Origin of the sequence: Bradyrhizobium sp. CCBAU 51745, assembly GCF_028128715.1 — a bacterium.
Lineage (GTDB): Bacteria > Pseudomonadota > Alphaproteobacteria > Rhizobiales > Xanthobacteraceae > Bradyrhizobium > Bradyrhizobium manausense.
The window spans coordinates 844,788-864,686 of sequence record NZ_LBJP01000093.1 but is presented as its reverse complement, the minus strand read 5'-3'; the positions used below and the strand labels follow the sequence as shown (position 1 = coordinate 864,686).

15 protein-coding genes are annotated in these 19,899 nt (G+C 64.0%); 3 read left to right on the top strand and 12 right to left on the bottom strand.

Annotated elements, in window-relative coordinates:
* The 3 genes from XH98_RS40280 to XH98_RS40270 form a co-directional block, all read right to left on the bottom strand.
* The gene (locus XH98_RS40280; protein ID WP_271601743.1) at positions 1-1,668 is read right to left on the bottom strand and encodes a regulator; all 1,668 of its coding nucleotides are present in this window, start codon (positions 1,666-1,668) and stop codon (positions 1-3) included.
* 9 nt (positions 1,669-1,677) lie between these two features.
* Positions 1,678-2,376 (bottom strand): cysteine hydrolase family protein, encoded by a 699-nt coding sequence (locus tag XH98_RS40275; protein WP_057753445.1) that lies wholly within the window; start codon positions 2,374-2,376, stop codon positions 1,678-1,680.
* A gap of 331 nt (positions 2,377-2,707) precedes the next feature.
* Positions 2,708-3,661 (bottom strand): hypothetical protein, encoded by a 954-nt coding sequence (locus tag XH98_RS40270; protein ID WP_271621883.1) that lies wholly within the window; start codon positions 3,659-3,661, stop codon positions 2,708-2,710.
* A gap of 162 nt (positions 3,662-3,823) precedes the next feature.
* Between XH98_RS40270 and XH98_RS40265 the strand changes: the two genes are divergently transcribed.
* A complete protein-coding gene (locus tag XH98_RS40265; protein ID WP_271621882.1) occupies positions 3,824-7,300 on the top strand; it encodes an indolepyruvate ferredoxin oxidoreductase family protein in 3,477 nt (1,158 codons plus the stop codon).
* A gap of 134 nt (positions 7,301-7,434) precedes the next feature.
* Here the strand turns inward: XH98_RS40265 and XH98_RS40260 are convergent, their stop codons facing one another.
* The 4 genes from XH98_RS40260 to XH98_RS40245 form a co-directional block, all read right to left on the bottom strand.
* On the bottom strand, positions 7,435-9,165 hold the full coding sequence (locus XH98_RS40260) for an FAD-dependent oxidoreductase (protein WP_271621881.1): 1,731 nt from the start codon (positions 9,163-9,165) through the stop codon (positions 7,435-7,437).
* Between the two features lie 58 nt (positions 9,166-9,223).
* Positions 9,224-10,243, bottom strand: a complete 1,020-nt coding sequence (locus XH98_RS40255) for a S1C family serine protease (protein ID WP_271621880.1) — start codon at positions 10,241-10,243, stop codon at positions 9,224-9,226.
* Positions 10,244-10,334: 91 nt separating this feature from the next.
* The gene (locus XH98_RS40250; protein WP_271601738.1) at positions 10,335-10,784 is read right to left on the bottom strand and encodes a hypothetical protein; all 450 of its coding nucleotides are present in this window, start codon (positions 10,782-10,784) and stop codon (positions 10,335-10,337) included.
* A gap of 7 nt (positions 10,785-10,791) precedes the next feature.
* Positions 10,792-12,390 (bottom strand): GMC family oxidoreductase, encoded by a 1,599-nt coding sequence (locus tag XH98_RS40245; RefSeq protein ID WP_271621879.1) that lies wholly within the window; start codon positions 12,388-12,390, stop codon positions 10,792-10,794.
* Between the two features lie 200 nt (positions 12,391-12,590).
* Between XH98_RS40245 and XH98_RS40240 the strand changes: the two genes are divergently transcribed.
* Positions 12,591-13,379, top strand: a complete 789-nt coding sequence (locus tag XH98_RS40240; RefSeq protein ID WP_271621878.1) for a thermonuclease family protein — start codon at positions 12,591-12,593, stop codon at positions 13,377-13,379.
* Between the two features lie 215 nt (positions 13,380-13,594).
* Here XH98_RS40240 and cyoD read toward each other — a convergent pair whose 3' ends face one another.
* From cyoD to XH98_RS40220, 4 genes are read right to left on the bottom strand one after another with little or no spacing between them, the layout of a single operon-like run.
* On the bottom strand, positions 13,595-13,984 hold the full coding sequence (cyoD, locus tag XH98_RS40235) for a cytochrome o ubiquinol oxidase subunit IV (protein ID WP_271621877.1): 390 nt from the start codon (positions 13,982-13,984) through the stop codon (positions 13,595-13,597).
* Positions 13,981-14,622, bottom strand: a complete 642-nt coding sequence (locus XH98_RS40230) for a cytochrome (ubi)quinol oxidase subunit III (RefSeq protein WP_271601735.1) — start codon at positions 14,620-14,622, stop codon at positions 13,981-13,983. The genes cyoD and XH98_RS40230 overlap by 4 nt, the downstream gene beginning before the upstream one ends.
* Positions 14,622-16,622 (bottom strand): cytochrome o ubiquinol oxidase subunit I, encoded by a 2,001-nt coding sequence (gene cyoB, locus XH98_RS40225; RefSeq protein ID WP_271621876.1) that lies wholly within the window; start codon positions 16,620-16,622, stop codon positions 14,622-14,624. The genes XH98_RS40230 and cyoB overlap by 1 nt, the downstream gene beginning before the upstream one ends.
* Positions 16,612-17,445 carry a cytochrome ubiquinol oxidase subunit II gene (locus tag XH98_RS40220; RefSeq protein WP_271601733.1) on the bottom strand — a complete coding sequence of 278 codons (834 nt, stop codon included), beginning with the start codon at positions 17,443-17,445 and terminating at the stop codon, positions 16,612-16,614. Before XH98_RS40220 ends, cyoB begins: the two co-directional genes overlap by 11 nt.
* 249 nt (positions 17,446-17,694) lie before the next feature.
* Between XH98_RS40220 and XH98_RS40215 the strand changes: the two genes are divergently transcribed.
* Positions 17,695-18,495: an SDR family NAD(P)-dependent oxidoreductase gene (locus XH98_RS40215; RefSeq protein WP_271601732.1), complete on the top strand. Its 801-nt coding sequence runs from the start codon at positions 17,695-17,697 to the stop codon at positions 18,493-18,495.
* Positions 18,496-18,510: 15 nt separating this feature from the next.
* Here XH98_RS40215 and XH98_RS40210 read toward each other — a convergent pair whose 3' ends face one another.
* On the bottom strand, positions 18,511-19,821 hold the full coding sequence (locus XH98_RS40210; protein WP_271621957.1) for a PQQ-dependent sugar dehydrogenase: 1,311 nt from the start codon (positions 19,819-19,821) through the stop codon (positions 18,511-18,513).
* Between the last annotated feature and the right edge of the window lie 78 nt (positions 19,822-19,899).

The window sequence follows — 19,899 nt, the reverse complement described above, 5'->3', positions numbered from 1 at the left end:
CTACTCCGCCGGAGCCGCGTGCATCTCCGGATGCGCGGCGTAGTGCTCGCTGGCTCCAAGCTTGCTGGCCGCAAACAGGCCGGCAGCCATCACGGCGTAGGAGAAGGCCACGGCGGGCGTGACACCGAAGCCGCCGCCGACGCCGACGGCCTCACCATGCATGAAGCCGAAATAGGTCAGCACCGCACCGACAAGCGCGAAGGCCGACGCCTTTTCGAAGTCGCGCTCGATGATGAAGACGCCGATCGCGCCGAGGATGAGGCCGCCAAGAATGGAGCCACCGCCCATCACCTCCAGCCCGTGATAGAACACACCCTGCTGCGGCAGAGCGGCGACCGCCGCGGTCTTCACGGCGTCGGCTTTGTCGGCCGCCATGCCGCCGACGGTCGCGGCCGCTGTCATGGTCGAGGCCAGCATCGTGTCGATCTGGAGCTTGGCCCAGGCGGCAAGATGCGGCGTCAGCGCCAGCACGATCGCGGGCGCATGCTTGATCGGTGTGGTCTGGAACGCCTGCGCACCGATCAGCATGCCGATATAGAGCAGGATCGGCGAGATCGCGACCACGGGCACGAGCGCCAGCAGCACCGAGATGATGCCGAACCAGGCCAGCACCACCACCATGATGCCGGTCGCCGCCGAATAGCCGATGCGGCCGCCCATCGCCTTCCAGCCGGGATGGCCGATATAGACTGCGTTGATGAAGGGATTGCCCATGAGGCAGCCGATCAGGCTGACGACGCCGTCGGCAGTCAGCACCCGCGTGGTGGGATATTCGTCACCGGCTGCTTCCGCGCTCTCGACATTGTCCATGGCCTCGACGAGGTCATAGATGCCGAACGGAATGGCAGTGACCAGGATGATGCCGAGGAACTCGAAGCCGGAGAAGACATAGCCCACCGCCGGGATTGGCACCGAGAAGCCGAAGTTTGCGAAGGCTGCGCCCACGCCTGTGAGACTCAACCCGCCAAGGCCGAGCCCGAACAGGTTCGAACCCCAGGCGATGATCATGCCGGCCGCAATCGCCACGAGGCCTGCGGGAATGCCGCGCCAGTATTTCACGCCGCCGAACCAGCTCACCAGGATGATGGCGAAGCATACAAGGCCGATCTGCGGCGTCATATACATCTCCAGCGCAGGCCGCATCGAGATGAAGGTAACGGAGACGCCGGCAAGCGTGCCGAGCAGTGCCGCGCGCGGCGTGATCTTGCGGATGAACGGCGCGATGAAGCCGCCGATCATCAGGATGAAGCTCTGGAAGAACACCCAGACCAGGCCGGCTGACCAGCCCTTGAGCGGATCGCCGGTCTTCAAGGTGATCGGCAGCATGATCACGAAGGTGACGATGAACATGTGCGGCACGCTGACGCCCGACGGCAGCGCGCAGACGTCGTTGCGGCCGGTCTTCTGCGCGAGCCGATAAGCGAGGAAGGCGTAGTAGAAGGTGGAGAGGCACATCATCAGCCCGAGCGCGGGCAGGATGCGGCCGAACACGAGACTATCAGGCATCTTCAACACGAAACGAAGCAGGCCCGTGAGCACCAGCATGTTGACGAGGATGTTGGTGCCGAAGCCGAAAAACGCGTTCCAGTCGCCCGATGTCCATAACGCCGGTTTAAATTCGGACGTATTGCTTTCAGATTTGCCGGCCGTCCCCGTCAAAGTGCTCATGAGAACCCCCTATGTGGTCGAAATCGTCATCGCCTCCAGTACTGCGGCTGAGCTGGCGACCCAGCCGAAGATGCCGCCCTGGGCCTTGATCATCTTCAGGCCCATCTCGTGAAACTCGGGGAAATAGGATGCGCAGCCATCCGAGATGACGACGCAGCGATAGCCGCGGTCATTGGCCTCGCGCACGGTGGTGTTGACGCACACCTCGGTGGTGACGCCGCACACGAGCAGATTCTCGATGCCATATTTCTCCAGCACATCGGTCAGCTCGGTGGCGTAGAACGCGCCCTTGCCGGGCTTGTCGATCACGACCTCGCTGTCGAGCGGATAGAGCTCCGGAATGATGTCGTGGCCGGCTTCGCCACGAATGAGGATGCGGCCCATCGGGCCGGGATCGCCGATCCGCAGCGACGGCGCGCCACGCTCGACTTTCGCCGGCGGCGCATCGGACAAATCAGGCAGATGACCTTCGCGGGTGTGGATCACCAGCATGCCGGTGTCGCGCGCCGCCTTCAGCACCGCGCCAATCGGCTTCACCGCGCGCGCAAGCTGGCTGACATCATTGCCAAGCGTCTCGCCGAAACCACCGGGCTCCATGAAGTCGCGCTGCATGTCGATGATCACGAGAGCAGTCGACGACCAGTCGAGCCTGATCGGCTCGGGCTCGGCACTGATGACGCCCAGTGTCGGCTTGGCTGAGTTCAACATGACGCAGGCCCCCGCGAGAACTCTCTTTGAGGAGAGTTCTGCAAGCACCGTGCCATTGTGTACAATTGCGTTGACGTGCGAGTTGAAACGAAAATCGATGCGTGCTCAGAAGGTTACGTCAGACGTCGACGTCTGCTTATTCCCTGTGCGACGGCTTTGCGACGTGCATTTGCTTAAAGGATGAGCGGCCTCCGTCGTCATTCCGGGGCGCCGCGCAAGCGTCGAACCCGGAATCCATCGAGCAGCAAAACATGAGGCGAAATGGATTCTCGGATGCGCAATTGCGCATCGTAGCTCGCGCTACGCACGCCCCGGAATGACGAGGGTGGTGTTACCGCCCCGCTCCATACAGCCGCCGATACTCCTCCTCATAGGGCGCGTACGAAGCCTTCAGCGTCGCCATGTTGAGCAGCATGGTCGCGACCATCGCGCCAGCCTTGTCGAACACCCGCGTCTTGACCCAGGCGCTTTCGGTGCGACGGCTGCCGGACAGCGCGACCACCTCGCGTTCGACTTCGTACTCTTCGTCAACGAAGAGCGGCCCCTTCACCAGCCGGATCTCCTGGTCAGCGAACAGGCCGACGGCCGGTCCCTTCGCCGGCAGCGGATCGTCCTTGGAGCGGTACTGGAACAGCACGCTCAGCATTTCCATCGGGATGATCGCCTTCCGCCACGGATTGTCGGCGCTCGAATAGTAAGGCGAGCTTTCGGTGATGACTGCGAGCTTCTGCCTGAGGGAGAACGGATAGAGGTCGCCCATGTTCTGGTCGAACGCCATCCGCACCAGCTGCCGCTTGCTCGTCTGCGCCACCTTCACGTCGCGCAGGATCACCGGATCGGTGAGCGGCTTGAGCTCTGTCAGGCGCGTCTCCAGCGCTGTCGCAGCGTGGGGATCGCCGACTGACGCCGTGCCGCGCAGCACCTCGGTGCCGTCGCGCTTTATCATCTGGATCTGGCACTGACTCGTTCCAGGCAAAGGCTTTGACAGGATCGCCTGCACGTCCTCGGCTTCGAAACAGGCATTGCGATAGTGCGCAGAGAGACAACCACTCTCGAACCACGCCCGCCCCCACAGCCGCGCGCCGAGCGGCGCGAACTGGCTGAAATGCGTGGGGCCTTCGATGGTACCGCCCTTGAAGCCGAGCTTCTGCGCGGTGGCGTCGTCGTGGATGGAGGCATGCGCGTCGTAAACCTGCGCGTGCAGCATCTGGCGCGGCTGACGCCACGGCCCGATCAGAGCCTCGGCGGTTTCGGTGATCTCGGTATTGAACGCGTTCGCTGTCATCGGTTCCTCCACAGGCAGCCATGACTAGCAGGCCCGCCACGGATGCGGCCAGCGATATTGACTTCGATGCTCCATGCTTTTGACTGCAGCATCCGCTTCGCAAGTCGCCAATCTTTCCGCGGCGCAAAATTCCCACCTGATACGACAACGAGGACTGCTGAAATGACGCTGTTGCAGGTCGAGCTGGACGATAAATACCGGCTCGAATCGAAGCGGATCTTCCTGTCCGGCACCCAGGCCCTGGTCCGCTTGCCCATGTTGCAGCGCGAACGCGACCGGCTCCAAGGGCTCAACACCGGCGGCTTCATCTCCGGCTATCGCGGTTCCCCGCTTGGCATGTACGACCACGCGCTGTGGCGCGCGAAGTCGCATCTGCAGCAGCACGATATCGCCTTCGTCCCCGGCCTGAACGAGGATCTGGCGGCGACCGCGGTCTGGGGCAGCCAGCAGGTCGGCCTGTTTCCCGGCGCCAAGGTCGATGGCGTGTTCGGCATCTGGTACGGCAAGGGTCCCGGCGTCGATCGCTCGGTCGATGCGCTCAAGCACGCCAACGCGGCCGGCACCTCACTCAACGGTGGCGTGCTGGCGCTTGCCGGCGACGATCATGGCTGCCAGTCCTCGACGCTGGCGCATCAGAGCGAGCAGGTGTTCGCGGCGGCGCTGATTCCCGTGATCAATCCGGCCACGCTGCAGGATTATCTCGATCTTGGCCTCTACGGCTTTGCGCTGTCGCGCTTCTCCGGCTGCTGGGTCGGCTTCAAGGCCATCAGCGAGACCGTGGAAAGCTCGGCGTCCATCTACAGCGATCCTGAACGCATCAAGATCGCACTTCCCGATGATTTCGAGATGCCGCCCGGCGGCCTCAACATCCGCTGGCCCGATCCGCCGCTGGAGGCCGAGCGGCGCCTGTTCGGGCCGAAGATGCAAGCGGTGCAGGCCTTCGCCCGCGCCAACCAACTCGATCGCATCGTGCTCGATTCCAAGCCCGCCCGGCTCGGCATCATCGCGACCGGCAAGGCCTATCTCGATCTGCGCCAGGCGTTGGCCGACCTCGGCATTACCGACAAGGACGCGCAGGATCTCGGCTTGCGCATCTACAAGGTCGCGCTGACCTGGCCGCTGGAGGAAAGCGGCGCCAAGCGCTTTGCCGAAGGCCTGCAGGACGTGCTCGTTGTCGAGGAGAAGCGCGGCTTCATCGAAGACCAGCTGATGCGCATCCTCTACAATATCGATGCGTCGAAGCGCCCGACTATCGCCGGCAAGCGCGATGAGAGCGGGGCGCCGCTGCTGCCGAGCGAAGGCGAACTGACGCCGACCATCGTAGCGGGCGCGTTGGTCGCGCGCTTGCGCAAGCTCGGCCATCACAGCCCGGTGCTGGAGCAGCGCCTCGCGCGGCTCGAGGCCTTCGACAATCCCGTCACGACCAGTTCGCAGATCAAGCTCGCGCGGACGCCCTTTTTCTGCTCGGGCTGCCCGCACAACACCTCGACGCGCGTACCCGAAGGAAGCCGCGCCATGGCCGGCATCGGTTGTCACGGCATGGCGCTGAGCATGCCGACACGGCGCACCGACCTGATATCGCATATGGGCGCCGAGGGCGTGAATTGGATCGGCCAAGCGCCCTTCACCACCGAGAAGCACATCTTTCAGAATCTCGGCGATGGCACCTATACTCACTCCGGCTTGCTGGCGCTGCGCGCTGCCTCAGCGGCTGGCATCAATATCACCTACAAGATCCTCTACAACGACGCCGTCGCGATGACCGGCGGCCAGCCGGCCGAAGGTGCCTTCAACGTTGCGCAAATCGCGCATCAGGTCTGGGCCGAGGGCGTCAAGCGGCTCGCGATCGTCTCCGACGATCCCGGCAAATATCCTGAGGGGAACTACTTCCCACAAGGCGCGACCATCCATCATCGCCGCGAGCTCGATGCCGTGCAGCGCGAGCTGCGCGACATCAGGGGCCTCACGGTCATCATCTACGACCAGACCTGCGCCGCCGAAAAGCGCCGCCGCCGCAAGCGCGGCCTCTATCCCGATCCGGCCAAGCGCGCCTTCATCAACGAACTGGTCTGCGAAGGCTGCGGGGATTGTTCGCAAGCCTCCAACTGCGTCTCGGTGCAGCCGCGCGAGACCGAGTTCGGCCGCAAGCGCCAGATCGACCAGTCCAACTGCAACAAGGACTTTTCTTGCGTCGAAGGCTTTTGCCCGAGTTTTGTCACCGTCCATGGCGGCTCGCTGAAGCGCATGAAGACATCGGCGGTCGATTCCGGCCAGGTGTTCGCCGATCTGCCGCTGCCGCCGCTGCGTGAGCTGGACGGTCCCTACAACATCCTCGTCACCGGCATCGGCGGCACCGGCGTCATCACGATCGGCGCGCTGCTCGGCATGGCCGCCCATGTCGACGGCCGCGGCTGCTCGGCGCTCGACTTCACCGGCCTGTCGCAGAAGAACGGCGCCGTGATGAGCCACGTCCGCATCGCGCCGAAGCCGGAGGATATCTCGGCCGTCCGCATCACCACCGGCGGCGCCGACGTCATCCTCGGCTGCGACATGATCGTCTCGGCCGGCCCCGCTGCGCTCAGCCGCGCCGAGCGCGGCGTGACCAAGGCCTATATCAACGCCGACCTGCAGCCGACCGCGAGCTTCGTGCAAAACCCAGATCTCGATTTCGAGATGGGCACGATGCAGACCGTGCTGCGCGACGCCGTCGGCGACAAGAACCTTGACATCATCGACGCCACCGGCGTTGCCGCGGCACTGATGGGCGACAGCATCGCGACCAATCCCTTCATGCTGGGCTTCGCCTTCCAGAAGGGCGCAATCCCGCTGTCGCTGGAGGCCCTGCTCCGCGCAATCGAGATCAACGGCGCCGCGATCGAGATGAACAAGCTCGCCTTCACCTGGGGCCGCCTCGCCGCTCACGACATGTCACGCGTGCGCAGCGTGCTGCAGTTCAAGAGCCGCGCCTCCGCCGCGACCAATTCGCTCGACGATGTCATCGCAACCCGCGCGGAGTTCCTGACGGGCTATCAGGACAAGGCCTACGCCGACCGCTATCTTGCGGCGGTTGCGAAGGTGCGCAAGGCAGAAACGGCCGCTTCGCCTCGGTCTTCGGAGTTGACCGAGGCCGTGGCAAAGAACCTGTTCAAGCTGATGTCCTACAAGGACGAATACGAGGTCGCACGTCTCTACACAGATGGCAGCTTTGCCAAAAAGGTGTCGGAGAAATTCGACGGCAACTTCACGCTGAAGTACCATTTGGCACCGCCGATCTTCGCCAAGCGCGACAAGACGACGGGACGGCTTCAGAAGCAGGAGTTCGGCGGCTGGATGATCCACGCCTTCCGCGTGCTGGCGAAGCTGAAATTCCTGCGTGGCGGCCCGTTCGATCCGTTCGCCCGCACCGAGGAGCGCAGGACCGAGCGGAAGCTGGTCGCGGATTATCTTGACATGATCGATCAGCGGATGGCTGGACTGAAGGCGGAGCAAATCCCGCTGCTGACGCGGCTCGCGCGTGTTCCGGAAACCATCCGCGGATTCGGCCACGTCAAGGACGCCAACGTCAAGCTGGCAGCGGCCGAGAAGGCGCGGCTGGAAGCGGAGCTGGAGAACAGCCGCTTTGCCGCGGCAGCGGAGTAGCGTTGCCACACACTCAGTGGCATCGCCCGGCTCGACCGGGCGATCCAGTACGCCGAGACGGTTGTGATTGAATCGATGAGCCGCGGCGTACTGGATGCCCCCGCTTTCGCGGGGCATGACAGCGGTGGAGATGGCTAGACTGAGGCTGAGGCTGCTGCCGTTCCGATAGCCATTGCAGCCCCCTCCGCCAGATGCCGCCCGGCAATATACCCGAACGTCAGCGCCGGCCCGAGCATGATGCCCGGGGCCGGACAATTCCCGTTCGTGATCGAGCCCATGTCGTTGCCGCAGGCATAGAGCCCCGCGATCGGCGTGCCGTCCTCGCGCAGCACGCGCACCTGCGCATCGACCTTCATGCCGATCGCCGTGCCGAGATCGGCTGGGTAGATCCGCATTGCAAAGAACGGCGCACCGACGATCGGCGCGACGCAAGGATTGGGCTTGTGCGCAGCATCGCCGTGGTGCCGTTGGTAGATGGTGCTGCCACGGCCGAATTCGGGATCGCGGCCCTCCTTCGCATCGACATTATAGCTCGCGATTGTCGCCGTGAGCACAGCCGGCTTGATGCCGATCTTGGCCGCGAGCTCTGCGATGTCGGGCGCCTCAATCAGTTCGCCGCCGGCCACATATCGCCGCACGTTGCGCGTGAACGGCCTGATGCGGCCGAGACCGTAGCTCCACAGGAACGGGCGGTCGCAGACCAGGTAGAACGGCCGGTCCCGCTCGCCATTGGCATCGCGCAGCATGGCGAGCGCGAACTCATGGTACGGCAGCGCTTCATTGACGAAACGGCGACCGGCGGCGTTGACGGCAATCACGCCGGGCTTGGCGCGGTCGGTCACCATGTGGGGAAACACACCCCTTCTGCCGTCGGCGCGTCGGAAGAGCGAGGCCGGCACCCAATAGGCCGGGCTCGTCGCCTCCGTGTTGAGCGCAGCGCCAGCCGTCGTCGCAAGGCGAATTCCATCGCCCGTGGTCGAGGTGTCGGTCGCCGAGACCAACCCGGCTGCCGCAGGGAAGAAACGTTTGCGCAGGATGGCATCGTGCGAGAAGCCGCCCGTCGCCAGGACCACGCCGCGCCGCGCGGTGATCAGGCGATCGCGCGCGCCATGACGAATGACTACACCGCTGACACGGTCAACCTGCATCGACAGATCCTCGACATCGGCACTGAAGAGGATCTCCACCCGTCGCGCCAGCAGCGAGGCGTAAAGCCGCGCGGCGAGCGCGTTGCCGACATGCAGCGTCGTCCCGCGGGACCAGCGCAGCCGTTGCAGCGCGTATTGGGAAACGAGCCGTGCCACGCGCAGGGTCGACCGCAACGATTTTCCGACGCGGCATAGATGTGGAATGTCGAGACAATCGACCATCATCCCGCCGAAAAGCATGAACTCCGGCAGCGGTGGGCGCAGCCGCGCGAAAGCTTCGCCTAGCCGTGTTGCGTCGAAAGTAACGGGCTGCAGCACTCGCCCGCCAGATGTCGCACCTAGCCGCTCCGGATAATGGTCCGGGCAGGCTTCCACCGGCTGAAGCTGCACCTCGGTCCTGGCTTCGAGATAGGCGATCGCCTCCGGGCCGCGCGCGAGAAAGGCAGCGCGCAGGCCCGCGTTGGCGGGCTCGGGCACCGTACTCGACAGATACTGGACTGCATCCGCGATGCTGTCGGCGAGCCCCGTCTCCTTCATCTTGGCATTGGCGGGGATCCAGACCATGCCGTCGGACCACGCCGTGGTGCCGCCGACGAAGGCGGTCTTCTCGATCACCAGCACACGCAGGCCTTCAGCGGCGGCGACGGCCGCAGCCGTCATGCCGCCGGCACCCGCGCCGATGACAATGACGTCGTAGGTCTCATGCGCCGGCATCATGCGGCTGGGATCCGGAGGCGAGGCATGACACCGTCATACCCCGCCCGCCGTCCCGCAGCTAGCGCTGCGGCTTCCGCTCGATCGGATCGATATCGATCGCCCGCAGCCGTCCGAGCCGCAGCACGTCCATGGCGAGCCGCCGGCCGATCCGGTCGCGATCGAGCACGCGGATCAGATCATCGACGCCGTTGATTTCGACGCCGTCAAGCCTGATCACGACGTCGCCAGGCAACAGGCCGGCCTTCGCCGCCGGTCCGTCCGGCTCGATCTGCATCAAGAGCGCACCCATCTTGTTCTCGACGCCGGCGAGCACCGCGTGCCGCCGCGGCACCGGCGCGGTCTGCCCGGCAACGCCGATATAGGCGCGGCGGACATAGCCGTGGCGGATGATCTCCGACAGCACGAATTGCGCGGTGTTGCTGGCGACCGCAAAGCATATGCCTTGTGCCCCATTGATGACGGCCGTGTTGATGCCGATCACCTCGGCATTCGACGACACCAGCGGACCACCGGAATTGCCGGGGTTGAGCGCGGCATCGGTCTGGATCACGTCCTCGATGGTGCGGCCGCTCACAGATCGGATCGAGCGCCCGAGCGCCGAGACCACACCGGCGGTGACGGTCGATTCGAAGCCGAGCGGATTGCCGATCGCGATCACGAGCTGGCCGCGCCGCAGCGTCTTGGAGTTGCCAAGCGCGGCATACGGCAAGTCGCGCACGCCGTTGGCGCGCAGCAGCGCGAGATCCGTATCCGGATCGACGCCGAGCACCTGGGCATCGCCGACATGGCCCTCGACATCGCGTAGCCGGATCTCCTTGGCCGAGCCGACCACATGGCTGTTGGTGAGCACGAGGCCATCAGGCGAAATCACGATGCCCGAGCCAAGCCCGCCACGCTCGCGGCCATTCGGCGTTTTTGGTCCCGTCTCAACGCGCACGACGGCAGGACCGACGCGGTCGGTCACATCGATCACGGCGTTGGAATAGGCGTCCAGCAGGAGCCGGTCATCGATGGGGGCAGATTCTGTCATTCGCGATGACGCTGCGTCATCGACGATATCTGAGGTGAAATCCAGCATGGCAAGAATCCTTGAAGCTCACACAGATGGTGGCCTGTGCCCCGCCGCGCAAGGGACCCGCCTGGGACGCGGGACTGAACTGCCCAGATGGCTAGGGCGCGCGCCGCAGTGTGCCGCCCCTCGCCTTGACCGGATCGAGCAGCGACCAGTCTCCGTCGGGGAGCACGTGGCCCTTGGGAAATGGCGCGCGCAGCTCCAGTCCAAGCGAGCGCAGCACGCGGTCGTCGCGGTAGTAGCATTGCAGCACAACACGAACGAGCGTGGCCGCAGCCGCGCCGCCGTTCTTGCGAAACTCCTGCGCCACGGCATCGCGCTGCGTCGCGCCGAGCTCGGCGAGCGGCCCGCCGGCCAGCCGCGCCAGATGGTCCAGCGCTGCCGCCACCATCTTGGTGTCGCGGCCGAGCGTCGCCAGCATGTCGGCCTGGATCGCGGCATCGTCGGCGCCGGGCACCTTGTACTCGTCACTGGCGGGCACGATCATCGCGGCGATGGTGCGGAGGTCGTCGCGCTGAGCGCGCGTGAGTTGCTTGTCAGCGGTCATGACGGCCTCAATCGAACAAATTGGCGAGGCGCTGCTTCATCTGGTCGGCGATGTAGAGCGCAAGGGCCTGGATGGTGGAGGTCGGGTTCACGCCGCCCGAGGTGACGAAAATGCTGCCGTCGACGATGAAGAGGTTCTTCACGTCATGCGTGCGGCCCCATTCGTTGACGACGGAGCGCTTGGGGTCAGTACCCATCCGCGCGGTGCCGAGCAGGTGCCAGCCGCCCCAGGGGATCGGGGAGTTGACGCAGATGTCGGTTGCGCCGGCCATCTCCAGCACCTCGCGGCCGCGGGCGAGCGCATGGTCCATCATCCTCCGGCTGTTCTCGGAGATCGTGTAGTCGATCTTCGGCGCGGGAATGCCGTGGCTGTCCTTCAGCACGGGATCGAGCGTGACCTGGTTGTGCTCCTCCGGAAGATCCTCGCAGATCGCCGAGAAGCCCAAGCGGTGCCCATTGAGCTTGCGGAAGACGCGGTGGTGATCCGCGCCCCACGGCAGAATGCCCTTCTGCTCGCTGATGACGGCCTCGAACACGGGACCGGCCCCGCGCACGAACTGAACGCCATAGCCGCGCACGAAGCCGCGCGAGTGGTCCGTGTCGTACCACTGCTTGCTCCACAGGCAGGTCGGCGGCGCGCGGTTCGAGTCGGTCGGCTCCTTCACATAGCCGTAGATCTGCGCATAGGGATGGAACATCAGGTTCTTGCCGACGAGCCCCGACGAATTGGCAAGGCCGTTCGGAAAGCGGTCGGATTTCGAATTGAGCAGCAGTCGCGGCGTGCCGACGCCATTGCAGGCGATGATCACGACATGCGCGGGCTGGAACTGCTCGACGCCATCCTTGTCGTAATAGACCACGCCCGAAGCCATGCCGTTCTCGTCGGTAGTGATCTCGAGCACGCGGCAATGCGTGCGGAGCTCGACACCGGCGCGAATTGCATGCGGCCAATAGGTGATGTCGGTCGAGGATTTTGCGCCTTGCGCGCAGGCCGGCGTACAATGGCCGAGATTGATGCAGCGCGCCCGGCCTTCATAGTCCATGGTCGCGACCGTCGTGTCCGACGGCCACCAGTGCCAGCCGAGCTTGTTCATGGCCTTGGCGACGATGGCCCCGGACAATCCCATCGGCTGTTGCGGCATCGGCGGATGGGTCAATGGCGAGAGCGGATCGCCTGACAGGCCCGACGTGCCCATCATGCGGTCGTTCTCTTCAAAGAACGGCGTCAGCGCGTCATAGTCGATCGGCCAGTCGTCGGCGACGCCGTCGAGCGTCTTCACCTTGAAATCGGACGGATGCAGCCGCGGCCAGTGCGCGGTGTACATCACCGTCGAGCCGCCGACGGCGTTATAGTTCACGACCTTGATCGGCGAATTGTCGTCGTTGACAGGATAGTCCTCGGGCCGGCCGCGGATATTGGGGCTCGACGACCATTCGCCGAAGAACCTGGCCTCCCAATCCCGGCCCGTGCTCGGATATTCCGCCGGGTTCATCCAGCCGCCCTGCTCCAGGCAGAGAATATGCATCTTGGTCTCGGCCAGCGACCACGCCACCGCAGCGCCAGAAGCGCCGGCGCCGATGATCAGGACGTCCACGGGGTCTTTCATCGAAAAGTCTTCCTCCCGCCCTCGCCACTTCCCGGGCGATTCGGCCATCACGGCTTACAAGGCTGCAGAACGATAGGGGTAGACCGGCCGGCGAGTAAAGGCTGGCTGGCGAATGTCGCACTTCGCACAACGCAGACCATTGGTCTGGCGATGACCGGATGCTAGGAACGAGGAGCCAGAGCAATCGACAGCGAGAAATGATGTCCTTCGAAAATTCATCGGCCGCCGCCCGCGCCTTCGCCCTTGTTTTATTTCTCGCTCTAGCCGGGTTCTTGGAGACCTCCAATCCTGCCGCCGCGCTGACTGCGGCTGCGACGATCCGGGATGCCAATTCGATCCAGCTCGGCGACGTCACCTACCGGCTCGACGGCGTCGACGCGCCCGAGCTCGACCAGGTCTGCATCGACGACCACGCTGATTCCTGGACCTGCGGCATCGAGGCCCGCGACCAGCTCACCAAGCTGATCGGCGGCAAGCCGGTGCGCTGTGACGACGTCGGTCCCGAGAAGAAATTCGGCAAGCGCCACCGCGCGATCTGCACGGTCGAGGGCGACAAGGTCTCGTTGAACGAGCAACTGGTCAGGCTGGGCTTTGCCATCGCCCGCGAGCCGCTCAAGGCCAATGTCAAGCCGGCGGCGGCCGAGGCGAAGACGGCGTCATCAGGCATCTGGAAGGGCTGCTTTGTTGCACCGCAAGAATTCCGCACCGGGAAGAAGGACGGCGCCCTGCTCGGCGCCGCCTGCCGCCCCGACCGCGACAAGGAGATTCGGGCGGTGCTGTTTCCGGAGGAGCTGACGGCGCCGCCGAGCTGCGCCATCAAGGGCAAGCTCGCAGTGCGCGCCCGCGTCACCGGCAATATCGGCATCTATCACCTCAGGGGCTGCCCGAGCTACGCCGCGACGACCAAGCCGGACCGCTGGTTCTGCTCCGAGGACGACGCCCAGGCCTCGGGCTTCCGCAAGGCCTATAATTGCCGCCGGCCAAAGTGAACATTTGGTTCACGCAGCCGTGAGTGGTAGCCGGAGACAGTAATGATCCGGAATTGAACTGAAACGGGAGTTGCTGCACATATATGTGTACGCAAGCGCTTTGCGCGGGCGTTTCCTTGGCGGACGATCCTCATCGGATTGTCCTTGCTCGGGCGTTTCCTCCCTAGACTTGGGCCGCTTGTCACGCACAAGCGGCTCTTCTTTTTTGTACAGCGCTAGCTGTGCATCCGGATGAACTGATCCATCGGCGGCATGTTCTGGTTGAGATGCGACATGATCCAGACGGTTCCTCCGACCACCAGGAAGACGACCAGCAGCCCGAAGGCCAGCGCCAGCACGTTGTTGGTGTTGTCTGGGCCCGTGGTGATGTGCAGGAAGAACACCAGATGCACGCCCATCTGCGCGATCGCGAGCACGATCAGCGCGACGGGGATCGATGGTTGCCAAACCATATCGGTGCCCGCGATGAAGAACGAGGTCGCGGTGAGTATTAGCGCCAGGCCAAGACCGACGACATAGCCAAGCACCCGCTCGCCGACACTGTGTTGCTGTTCGTCGCCCGGCGCGAGATCATGTCCGGCCGGCATATGCGTCTGATCGCTCATGCGCCACCCCCTAGCAGGTAGACGACGGAAAACACCCCGACCCAGATGATGTCGAGCGCATGCCAGAACAACGCAAAGCACATCATCCGACGCAGCACGTCGGCGCGAAAGCCCTTGGCGAAGACCTGCGCCATCATGGTGAGCAGCCAGAGCACACCGGCCGAGACATGCAGGCCGTGGCAGCCGACCAGCGAGAAGAACGCGCTCAGGAAGGCGCTGCGTGACGGCCCATAGCCGCGCGACACGAGGTCGGCAAACTCCCTGAACTCGATGGCGAGGAAGATCAGCCCGAGCACGCAAGTCACGGCCATGCCGAGATAGAACCAGAACCGATTGCGCACGTCGGCGGCGATGCCGGCCATGCCGCAGGTAAAGCTCGACAGCAGCAGGCAAACCGTCTCGATCGCGACGTTACGCTGCTCAAAAATCTCCGAGCCCTTGGGGCCGTCAGCGGTCTGGTTGACTAGCACGGCATAAGCCGCAAAGAAGCAGGAGAACATCACGATGTCGGAGAGCAGGAACACCCAGAAGCCATAGGCGGTCACGGTCCGCTTCGGCGCGGGCCCAGGATGCTCGATGACACGACCGATGTGATGGGGATCGGCGTGCGCGCGGCCGGCGGTCGCGGTCATCGACATCAGATCGCCCCCGCCATGCTGACGAGGCTGCGCCGCTCCTCGAGATTGACGCGGTCGATCGCGGCGACTTCGGCTGCCGGAATCACGTATTCGTCATGGTCGCGCCAGGCGAACACGACGAAGGTCGCGAAGGCGCCGATGCCGCCCAAAATCACCATCCACCAGATGTGCCAGATCAGCGCAAAGCCCATGATCGTGGCGAAGAACGCGCAGACGAAGCCCGTCGGTGAGTTCCTGGGCATCTCGATGTCGTGATATTCGGGCACGTCATGCTCGAGCGATTGCTGCAGGGCCGCGATCTTCATGTCCCAATAGGCATCCTCGCCCCGGACATCAGGATGGAAGGCGAAGTTGAATACCGGCGGCGGCGACGAGGTCGCCCATTCCAGCGAGCGGCCGTCCCAGGGATCGCCGGTGCGGTCGCGCAACGCCTCGCGGTTGCGAATGCTGACCACGAGCTGCATGATCTGGCAGATCACGCCGATCGACAGAACGGCCATGCCGATGGCCGCCACGATCATCCACGGCCGCCACTCCGCGACATTATAATGCTGCAAGCGCCGCGTCATGCCGAGCATGCCGGCGACATAGAGCGGCACGAAGGTGATCCAGAAGCCTGAGAAGGTGAACCAGAACGCCAGCTTGCCCCAGCGCTCGTCGAGGCGGAAGCCGAATGCCTTGGGAAACCAGTATTCGAAGCCGGCAAAGGCGCCGAACAGCACCCCGCCGATGATGACGTTGTGGAAATGAGCCACCAGGAACATGCTGTTGTGGAGCATGAAGTCCGCCGGCGGTACCGCGACCAGCACGCCGGTCAGTCCGCCGATGATGAAGGTGACCATGAAGCCGACCGCCCACAGCATCGGCGTCGCAAAGCGGATGCGACCGCCATACATCGTGAACAGCCAATTGTAGATCTTCACGCCCGTCGGCACCGCGATGATCATGCTGGCGATGCCGAAGATGGCGTTGACGTCGGGGCCTGCGCCCATGGTGAAGAAATGATGCAGCCAGACCATGAAGGAGATGACGCAGATCGCCATGGTCGCAAGCACCATGGAGCGGTAGCCGAACAGCGCCTTGCCGGAGAAGGTCGAGACCACCTCGGAGAAGATGCCGAAGGCCGGCAGCACCAGGATGTAGACCTCCGGATGCCCCCAGGCCCAGATCAGATTCATGAACATCATGACGTTGCCGCCGGCTTCATTGGTGAAGAAGTGAAAGCCGAGGTAACGGTCGAGCAGCAGCATCGCGAGCGTCGCTGTGAGGATCGGGAACGCCGCGACGATCAGGAGGTTCGAGGCCAGCGTGGTCCAGCAGAACATCGGCATGCGCAGATAGTTCATGCCCTTGGTCCGCAGCTTCAGCACTGTCGTGACAAGATTGATTCCGGCGACCAGCGTCCCGACACCGGAGATCTGGAGCGACCAGGCGTAATAGTCGACGCCGACACCCGGCGAGTAGGACAGCCCCGACAGCGGCGGAAAGGCGAGCCACCCGGTGCGGGCGAATTCGCCGATCACGAGCGACAGATTGACCAGCAGGGCACCTGTCGCGGTGAGCCAGAAGCCGACCGAATTGAGGGTCGGAAACGCGACATCGCGGACGCCGAGCTGAAGCGGCACGACGAGGTTCATCAGTCCGATCACGAACGGCATCGCCACGAAGAAGATCATGATGGTACCGTGCGCAGAAAAGATCTGGTTATAGTGCTCCGGCGGCAGATAGCCTTGCGACTGATAGGCGATCGCTTGCTGAATCCGCATCATGATGGCGTCGCTGCCGCCACGCAGCAGCATCACCGAGGCGAGCAGGATGTACATGACGCCGATCCGCTTGTGATCGACGCTGGTGATCCATTCGTGCCAGAGATAGGGCAGATGCCCTTTCACGACGACCCAGATCAGCACTGCGAGGATCGCAACCAGCACCACGCCACCCGCGATCAGCGGAACAGGTTGATCGAACGGAATAGCGGACCAGTCGAGCTTACCGAGCATCAACGCCTCCAGTGTGGGGACGGCCGGCATCGGAGACGAGCTCCGGCCCCGGCCCTGGCGGAATGTGCTGGGTTGCGATCAGGTCGAACAGGCGGGGATCGTCGAGCCGATAGGTCGGCCTGTCCTTCTCGATGCCCTGCTGCATCAGCTTCTTGTAGCTGTCCTCGTTCAGCACGGCATCGGTCTTCGCTGTGGTTGCGACCCAGTCCGGAAATGAGAGCGGCGAGACCACGTTGACGTCGAACATCATGTCGGGAAAGCCGTCGCCGGAGAAATGCGCCGAGAGGCCTTGCAGCTTGCCCTCATTGTCGGCACGCAGGTTCAAGTTCGTCACCATGCCGTTCATGGTGTAGATCATGCTGCCGAGCTGCGGGATGAAGAACACGTTCATCACGCTCGACGACGTCAGCTGGAAATTCAGTTCGGCACCTGCGGGAATTGTCAAACTGTTGACGGTCGCAATGCGCTGGTCGGGATAGATGAAGAGCCATTTCCAGTCGAGCGAGACGGCTTGGATCCGCACCGGGCTGCCGGTGCCTGGCACGGGTGCTCTGGGATCGAGTTGGTGCGAGCCGATCCAGGCGACGCCGCCGAGCAGGATAACGGTCAGCGCAGGTATGGACCACACCACCATCTCGACGCGGCCGGAATAGACGAAGTCCGGCTGGAAGCGTGCTCTCGTGTTCGAGGCGCGAAACCAGAACGCAAAAGCGAGGATCGCGACAATGGTCGGTACCACGATCGCGAGCATGATGAAGACGGAATCGACCAGGATGGTGCTGTTGGCGGCAGCCACCGGCCCTTGTGGATCGAGCAGATTCATCGGCAAGCCACTGGCGATTGGGAAGCCCCGGAAGCGAGCCTAGCGCGGAAAAGGCTCCGCAACAAACGCGCCAGCGTCGGAGCGGTTCCTGAACACAAGGGGCAACCAAGCCCGATGAGCCGGCCGCAGCATGCAATTCCATGTGATGTCAATGACATGAACGCAGGAGCCGCGCTCTTCTCTCAGGTCGGATCGATTGCTAATGTGCACGAAAATAATGCGATGTATCGATCCAGGGAGCGAAGTGAGATGCGCCTCAAAGACAAGGTTGCGATCGTCGTCGGCGCCGGCCAGAGCCCCGGCGAAGGCATCGGCAATGGGCGCGCCACCGCTCTCACCTTCGCGCGCGAGGGCGCCAAGGTGCTGTGCGTCGATCACCACCTGGAATCGGCGCAGGAAACGGTTGCGATAATCACCGCAAAAGGCGGGACCGCCGCGGCCTTCAAGGCCGACGTGACCAAGTCCGCCGACATCAAGGCGATGGTAGCAGACGCCATATCGCGCTGGGGCCGGATCGACGTGCTGCACAACAATGTCGGCGTCAGCCTCGCCGGCGGCGACGCCGAGCTGCTGCAAATCACCGAGGAGGCGTTCGATCGCGTCGTCGCCATCAATCTGAAGAGCTGCATCCTCGCGGCCAAGGAAGTGATCCCGATCATGCGTGCGCAGAAGAGCGGGGCCATCATCAACATCTCGTCGATGGCAGCGATCACCACCTATCCCTACGTCGCCTACAAGGCGACGAAATCGGCCATGATCGCCTTCACCGAGCAGCTCGCCTACCAGAACGCCGAATACGGTATCCGCGCCAACGTCATCCTGCCCGGCCTGATGAACACGCCGATGGCTGTCGATACCCGCGCCCGCGAATGGCACAGGACCCGCGCCGAGGTAGAAGCCGAGCGCGACAGCAAGGTGCCGCTGCGCAAGAAGATGGGCACTGGCTGGGACGTCGCGAATGCCGCGCTGTTCCTGGCGTCGGATGAGGCGAATTTCATCACCGGCGTGACGCTGCCGGTGGATGGCGGAGCGAGTGTGCGGCGGGGATGAGGGCGGCAAGCACGATCATCGCGGCGCGCTTGTCACCCGCCAGATCGTGCCGCCAGTATCTTCCGAAATCAGCAGCGATCCATCCTTGGCCACCGCGATCCCCACCGGACGTCCCCACACCTGGCTGTCGTTCACGACAAAGCCCGTGACAAAATCCTCGTACTCCCCGGTCGGCTTGCCGTCCTTCATCCTGATGCGGATCACCTTGTAGCCGGTGCGCTTCGAGCGGTTCCAGGAGCCGTGCTCAGCGGCGAAGGCGTCGCCCTGATATTCGGACGGAAACTGCGTGCCCTGGTAGAAGGTCATGCCGAGCGAGGCTGAATGCGGCTGTATCAACACGTCCGGGATCGTCACCTTGTCCTTGAGGTCCGGCCGCGCGCCGGCATGACGCGGGTCTTCATTGCTGCCGATGTAGAACCAGGGCCAGCCGTAGAAGGCGCCCTCCTTCACGCTGGTGACGTAGTCGGGCACGAGATCGTCGCCGAGTCCGTCGCGCTCGTTGGTCGAGCACCAGGGCATGCCGGTCTGCGGCTGGATCGCAAGGCCGACGCAGTTGCGTATGCCGGTGGCGTAAAGCTTGCGGTCTTTGCCCTCGGGGGTGAACGAGAGCACCGCGGCACGCTCCGCCTCATAGCCCCAGGACGCACCAAGCGCTTGGGTGCGCGCCCAGGCCTCGAGCCCCCCGGGCGGGCTGCCCATGCCCTCGGCGACATTGCTGGCGGAGCCGACCGACACCAGCATGCGCTTGCCGTCAGGCGTGAACACGATGTCGCGGGTGGAATGGCCCGATCCATGCGCCAGGTTGGCCACCACCACATCGGCCTTGCCCGAGGCCTTCAGGTCGCCGGCACGATAGGCAAAGCGGACGACGTTGCCGGCATTGGCGACATAGACCCATTGCGGATTGTCGCCATTCGGGAAGAAGGCGATGCCGAACGGTCGGGTGAGCCCGCTGGCAAAGACCTCGTTGCTCGCAACCTTGCCGCCCTCTCCGAGACGCAACACACGAATGCGGCCCGGCCCGGTCTCGGCAACGAAGATATCGCCATTGGGCGCGACGCGCAGCACGCGGGGGTCGGAGAGGCCGTCAGCCAAAAGCTCGATCTTGAATCCGTCAGGCACATCAGGTGTCGCGCTGCCGCGCGCGGTCACGCGCGTGGGATTTGAGACCGAGGGCGTGGCACCGGGCTTGGCCAGATCCTGCGGACGGATCAGCCTGACGGTGCCGGGCTTGTCGGCCTGCCAGCTGCCAAAGGCATCCTTGCCCTGCAGCATGGGCTCACCTTGGGCAACGGTGCAGACGCTCAACAGCCATGCGGGCACCATCATGCGCGAAACATGAATCTTCACGCCACCTTCCTCCCGGACTTACCTGCCAAATCCCACGTCAGCTCATGCCCGCAC

Coding starts and splice junctions, on each gene's coding strand:
- XH98_RS40280 (WP_271601743.1), bottom strand. CDS start 1,668: ATGAGCACTTTGACGGGGACGGCCGGCAAATCTGAAAGCAATACGTCC.
- XH98_RS40275 (WP_057753445.1), bottom strand. CDS start 2,376: ATGTTGAACTCAGCCAAGCCGACACTGGGCGTCATCAGTGCCGAGCCC.
- XH98_RS40270 (WP_271621883.1), bottom strand. CDS start 3,661: ATGACAGCGAACGCGTTCAATACCGAGATCACCGAAACCGCCGAGGCT.
- XH98_RS40265 (WP_271621882.1), top strand. CDS start 3,824: ATGACGCTGTTGCAGGTCGAGCTGGACGATAAATACCGGCTCGAATCG.
- XH98_RS40260 (WP_271621881.1), bottom strand. CDS start 9,165: ATGATGCCGGCGCATGAGACCTACGACGTCATTGTCATCGGCGCGGGT.
- XH98_RS40255 (WP_271621880.1), bottom strand. CDS start 10,243: ATGCTGGATTTCACCTCAGATATCGTCGATGACGCAGCGTCATCGCGA.
- XH98_RS40250 (WP_271601738.1), bottom strand. CDS start 10,784: ATGACCGCTGACAAGCAACTCACGCGCGCTCAGCGCGACGACCTCCGC.
- XH98_RS40245 (WP_271621879.1), bottom strand. CDS start 12,390: ATGAAAGACCCCGTGGACGTCCTGATCATCGGCGCCGGCGCTTCTGGC.
- XH98_RS40240 (WP_271621878.1), top strand. CDS start 12,591: ATGTCCTTCGAAAATTCATCGGCCGCCGCCCGCGCCTTCGCCCTTGTT.
- cyoD (WP_271621877.1), bottom strand. CDS start 13,984: ATGAGCGATCAGACGCATATGCCGGCCGGACATGATCTCGCGCCGGGC.
- XH98_RS40230 (WP_271601735.1), bottom strand. CDS start 14,622: ATGTCGATGACCGCGACCGCCGGCCGCGCGCACGCCGATCCCCATCAC.
- cyoB (WP_271621876.1), bottom strand. CDS start 16,622: ATGCTCGGTAAGCTCGACTGGTCCGCTATTCCGTTCGATCAACCTGTT.
- XH98_RS40220 (WP_271601733.1), bottom strand. CDS start 17,445: ATGAATCTGCTCGATCCACAAGGGCCGGTGGCTGCCGCCAACAGCACC.
- XH98_RS40215 (WP_271601732.1), top strand. CDS start 17,695: ATGCGCCTCAAAGACAAGGTTGCGATCGTCGTCGGCGCCGGCCAGAGC.
- XH98_RS40210 (WP_271621957.1), bottom strand. CDS start 19,821: ATGGTGCCCGCATGGCTGTTGAGCGTCTGCACCGTTGCCCAAGGTGAG.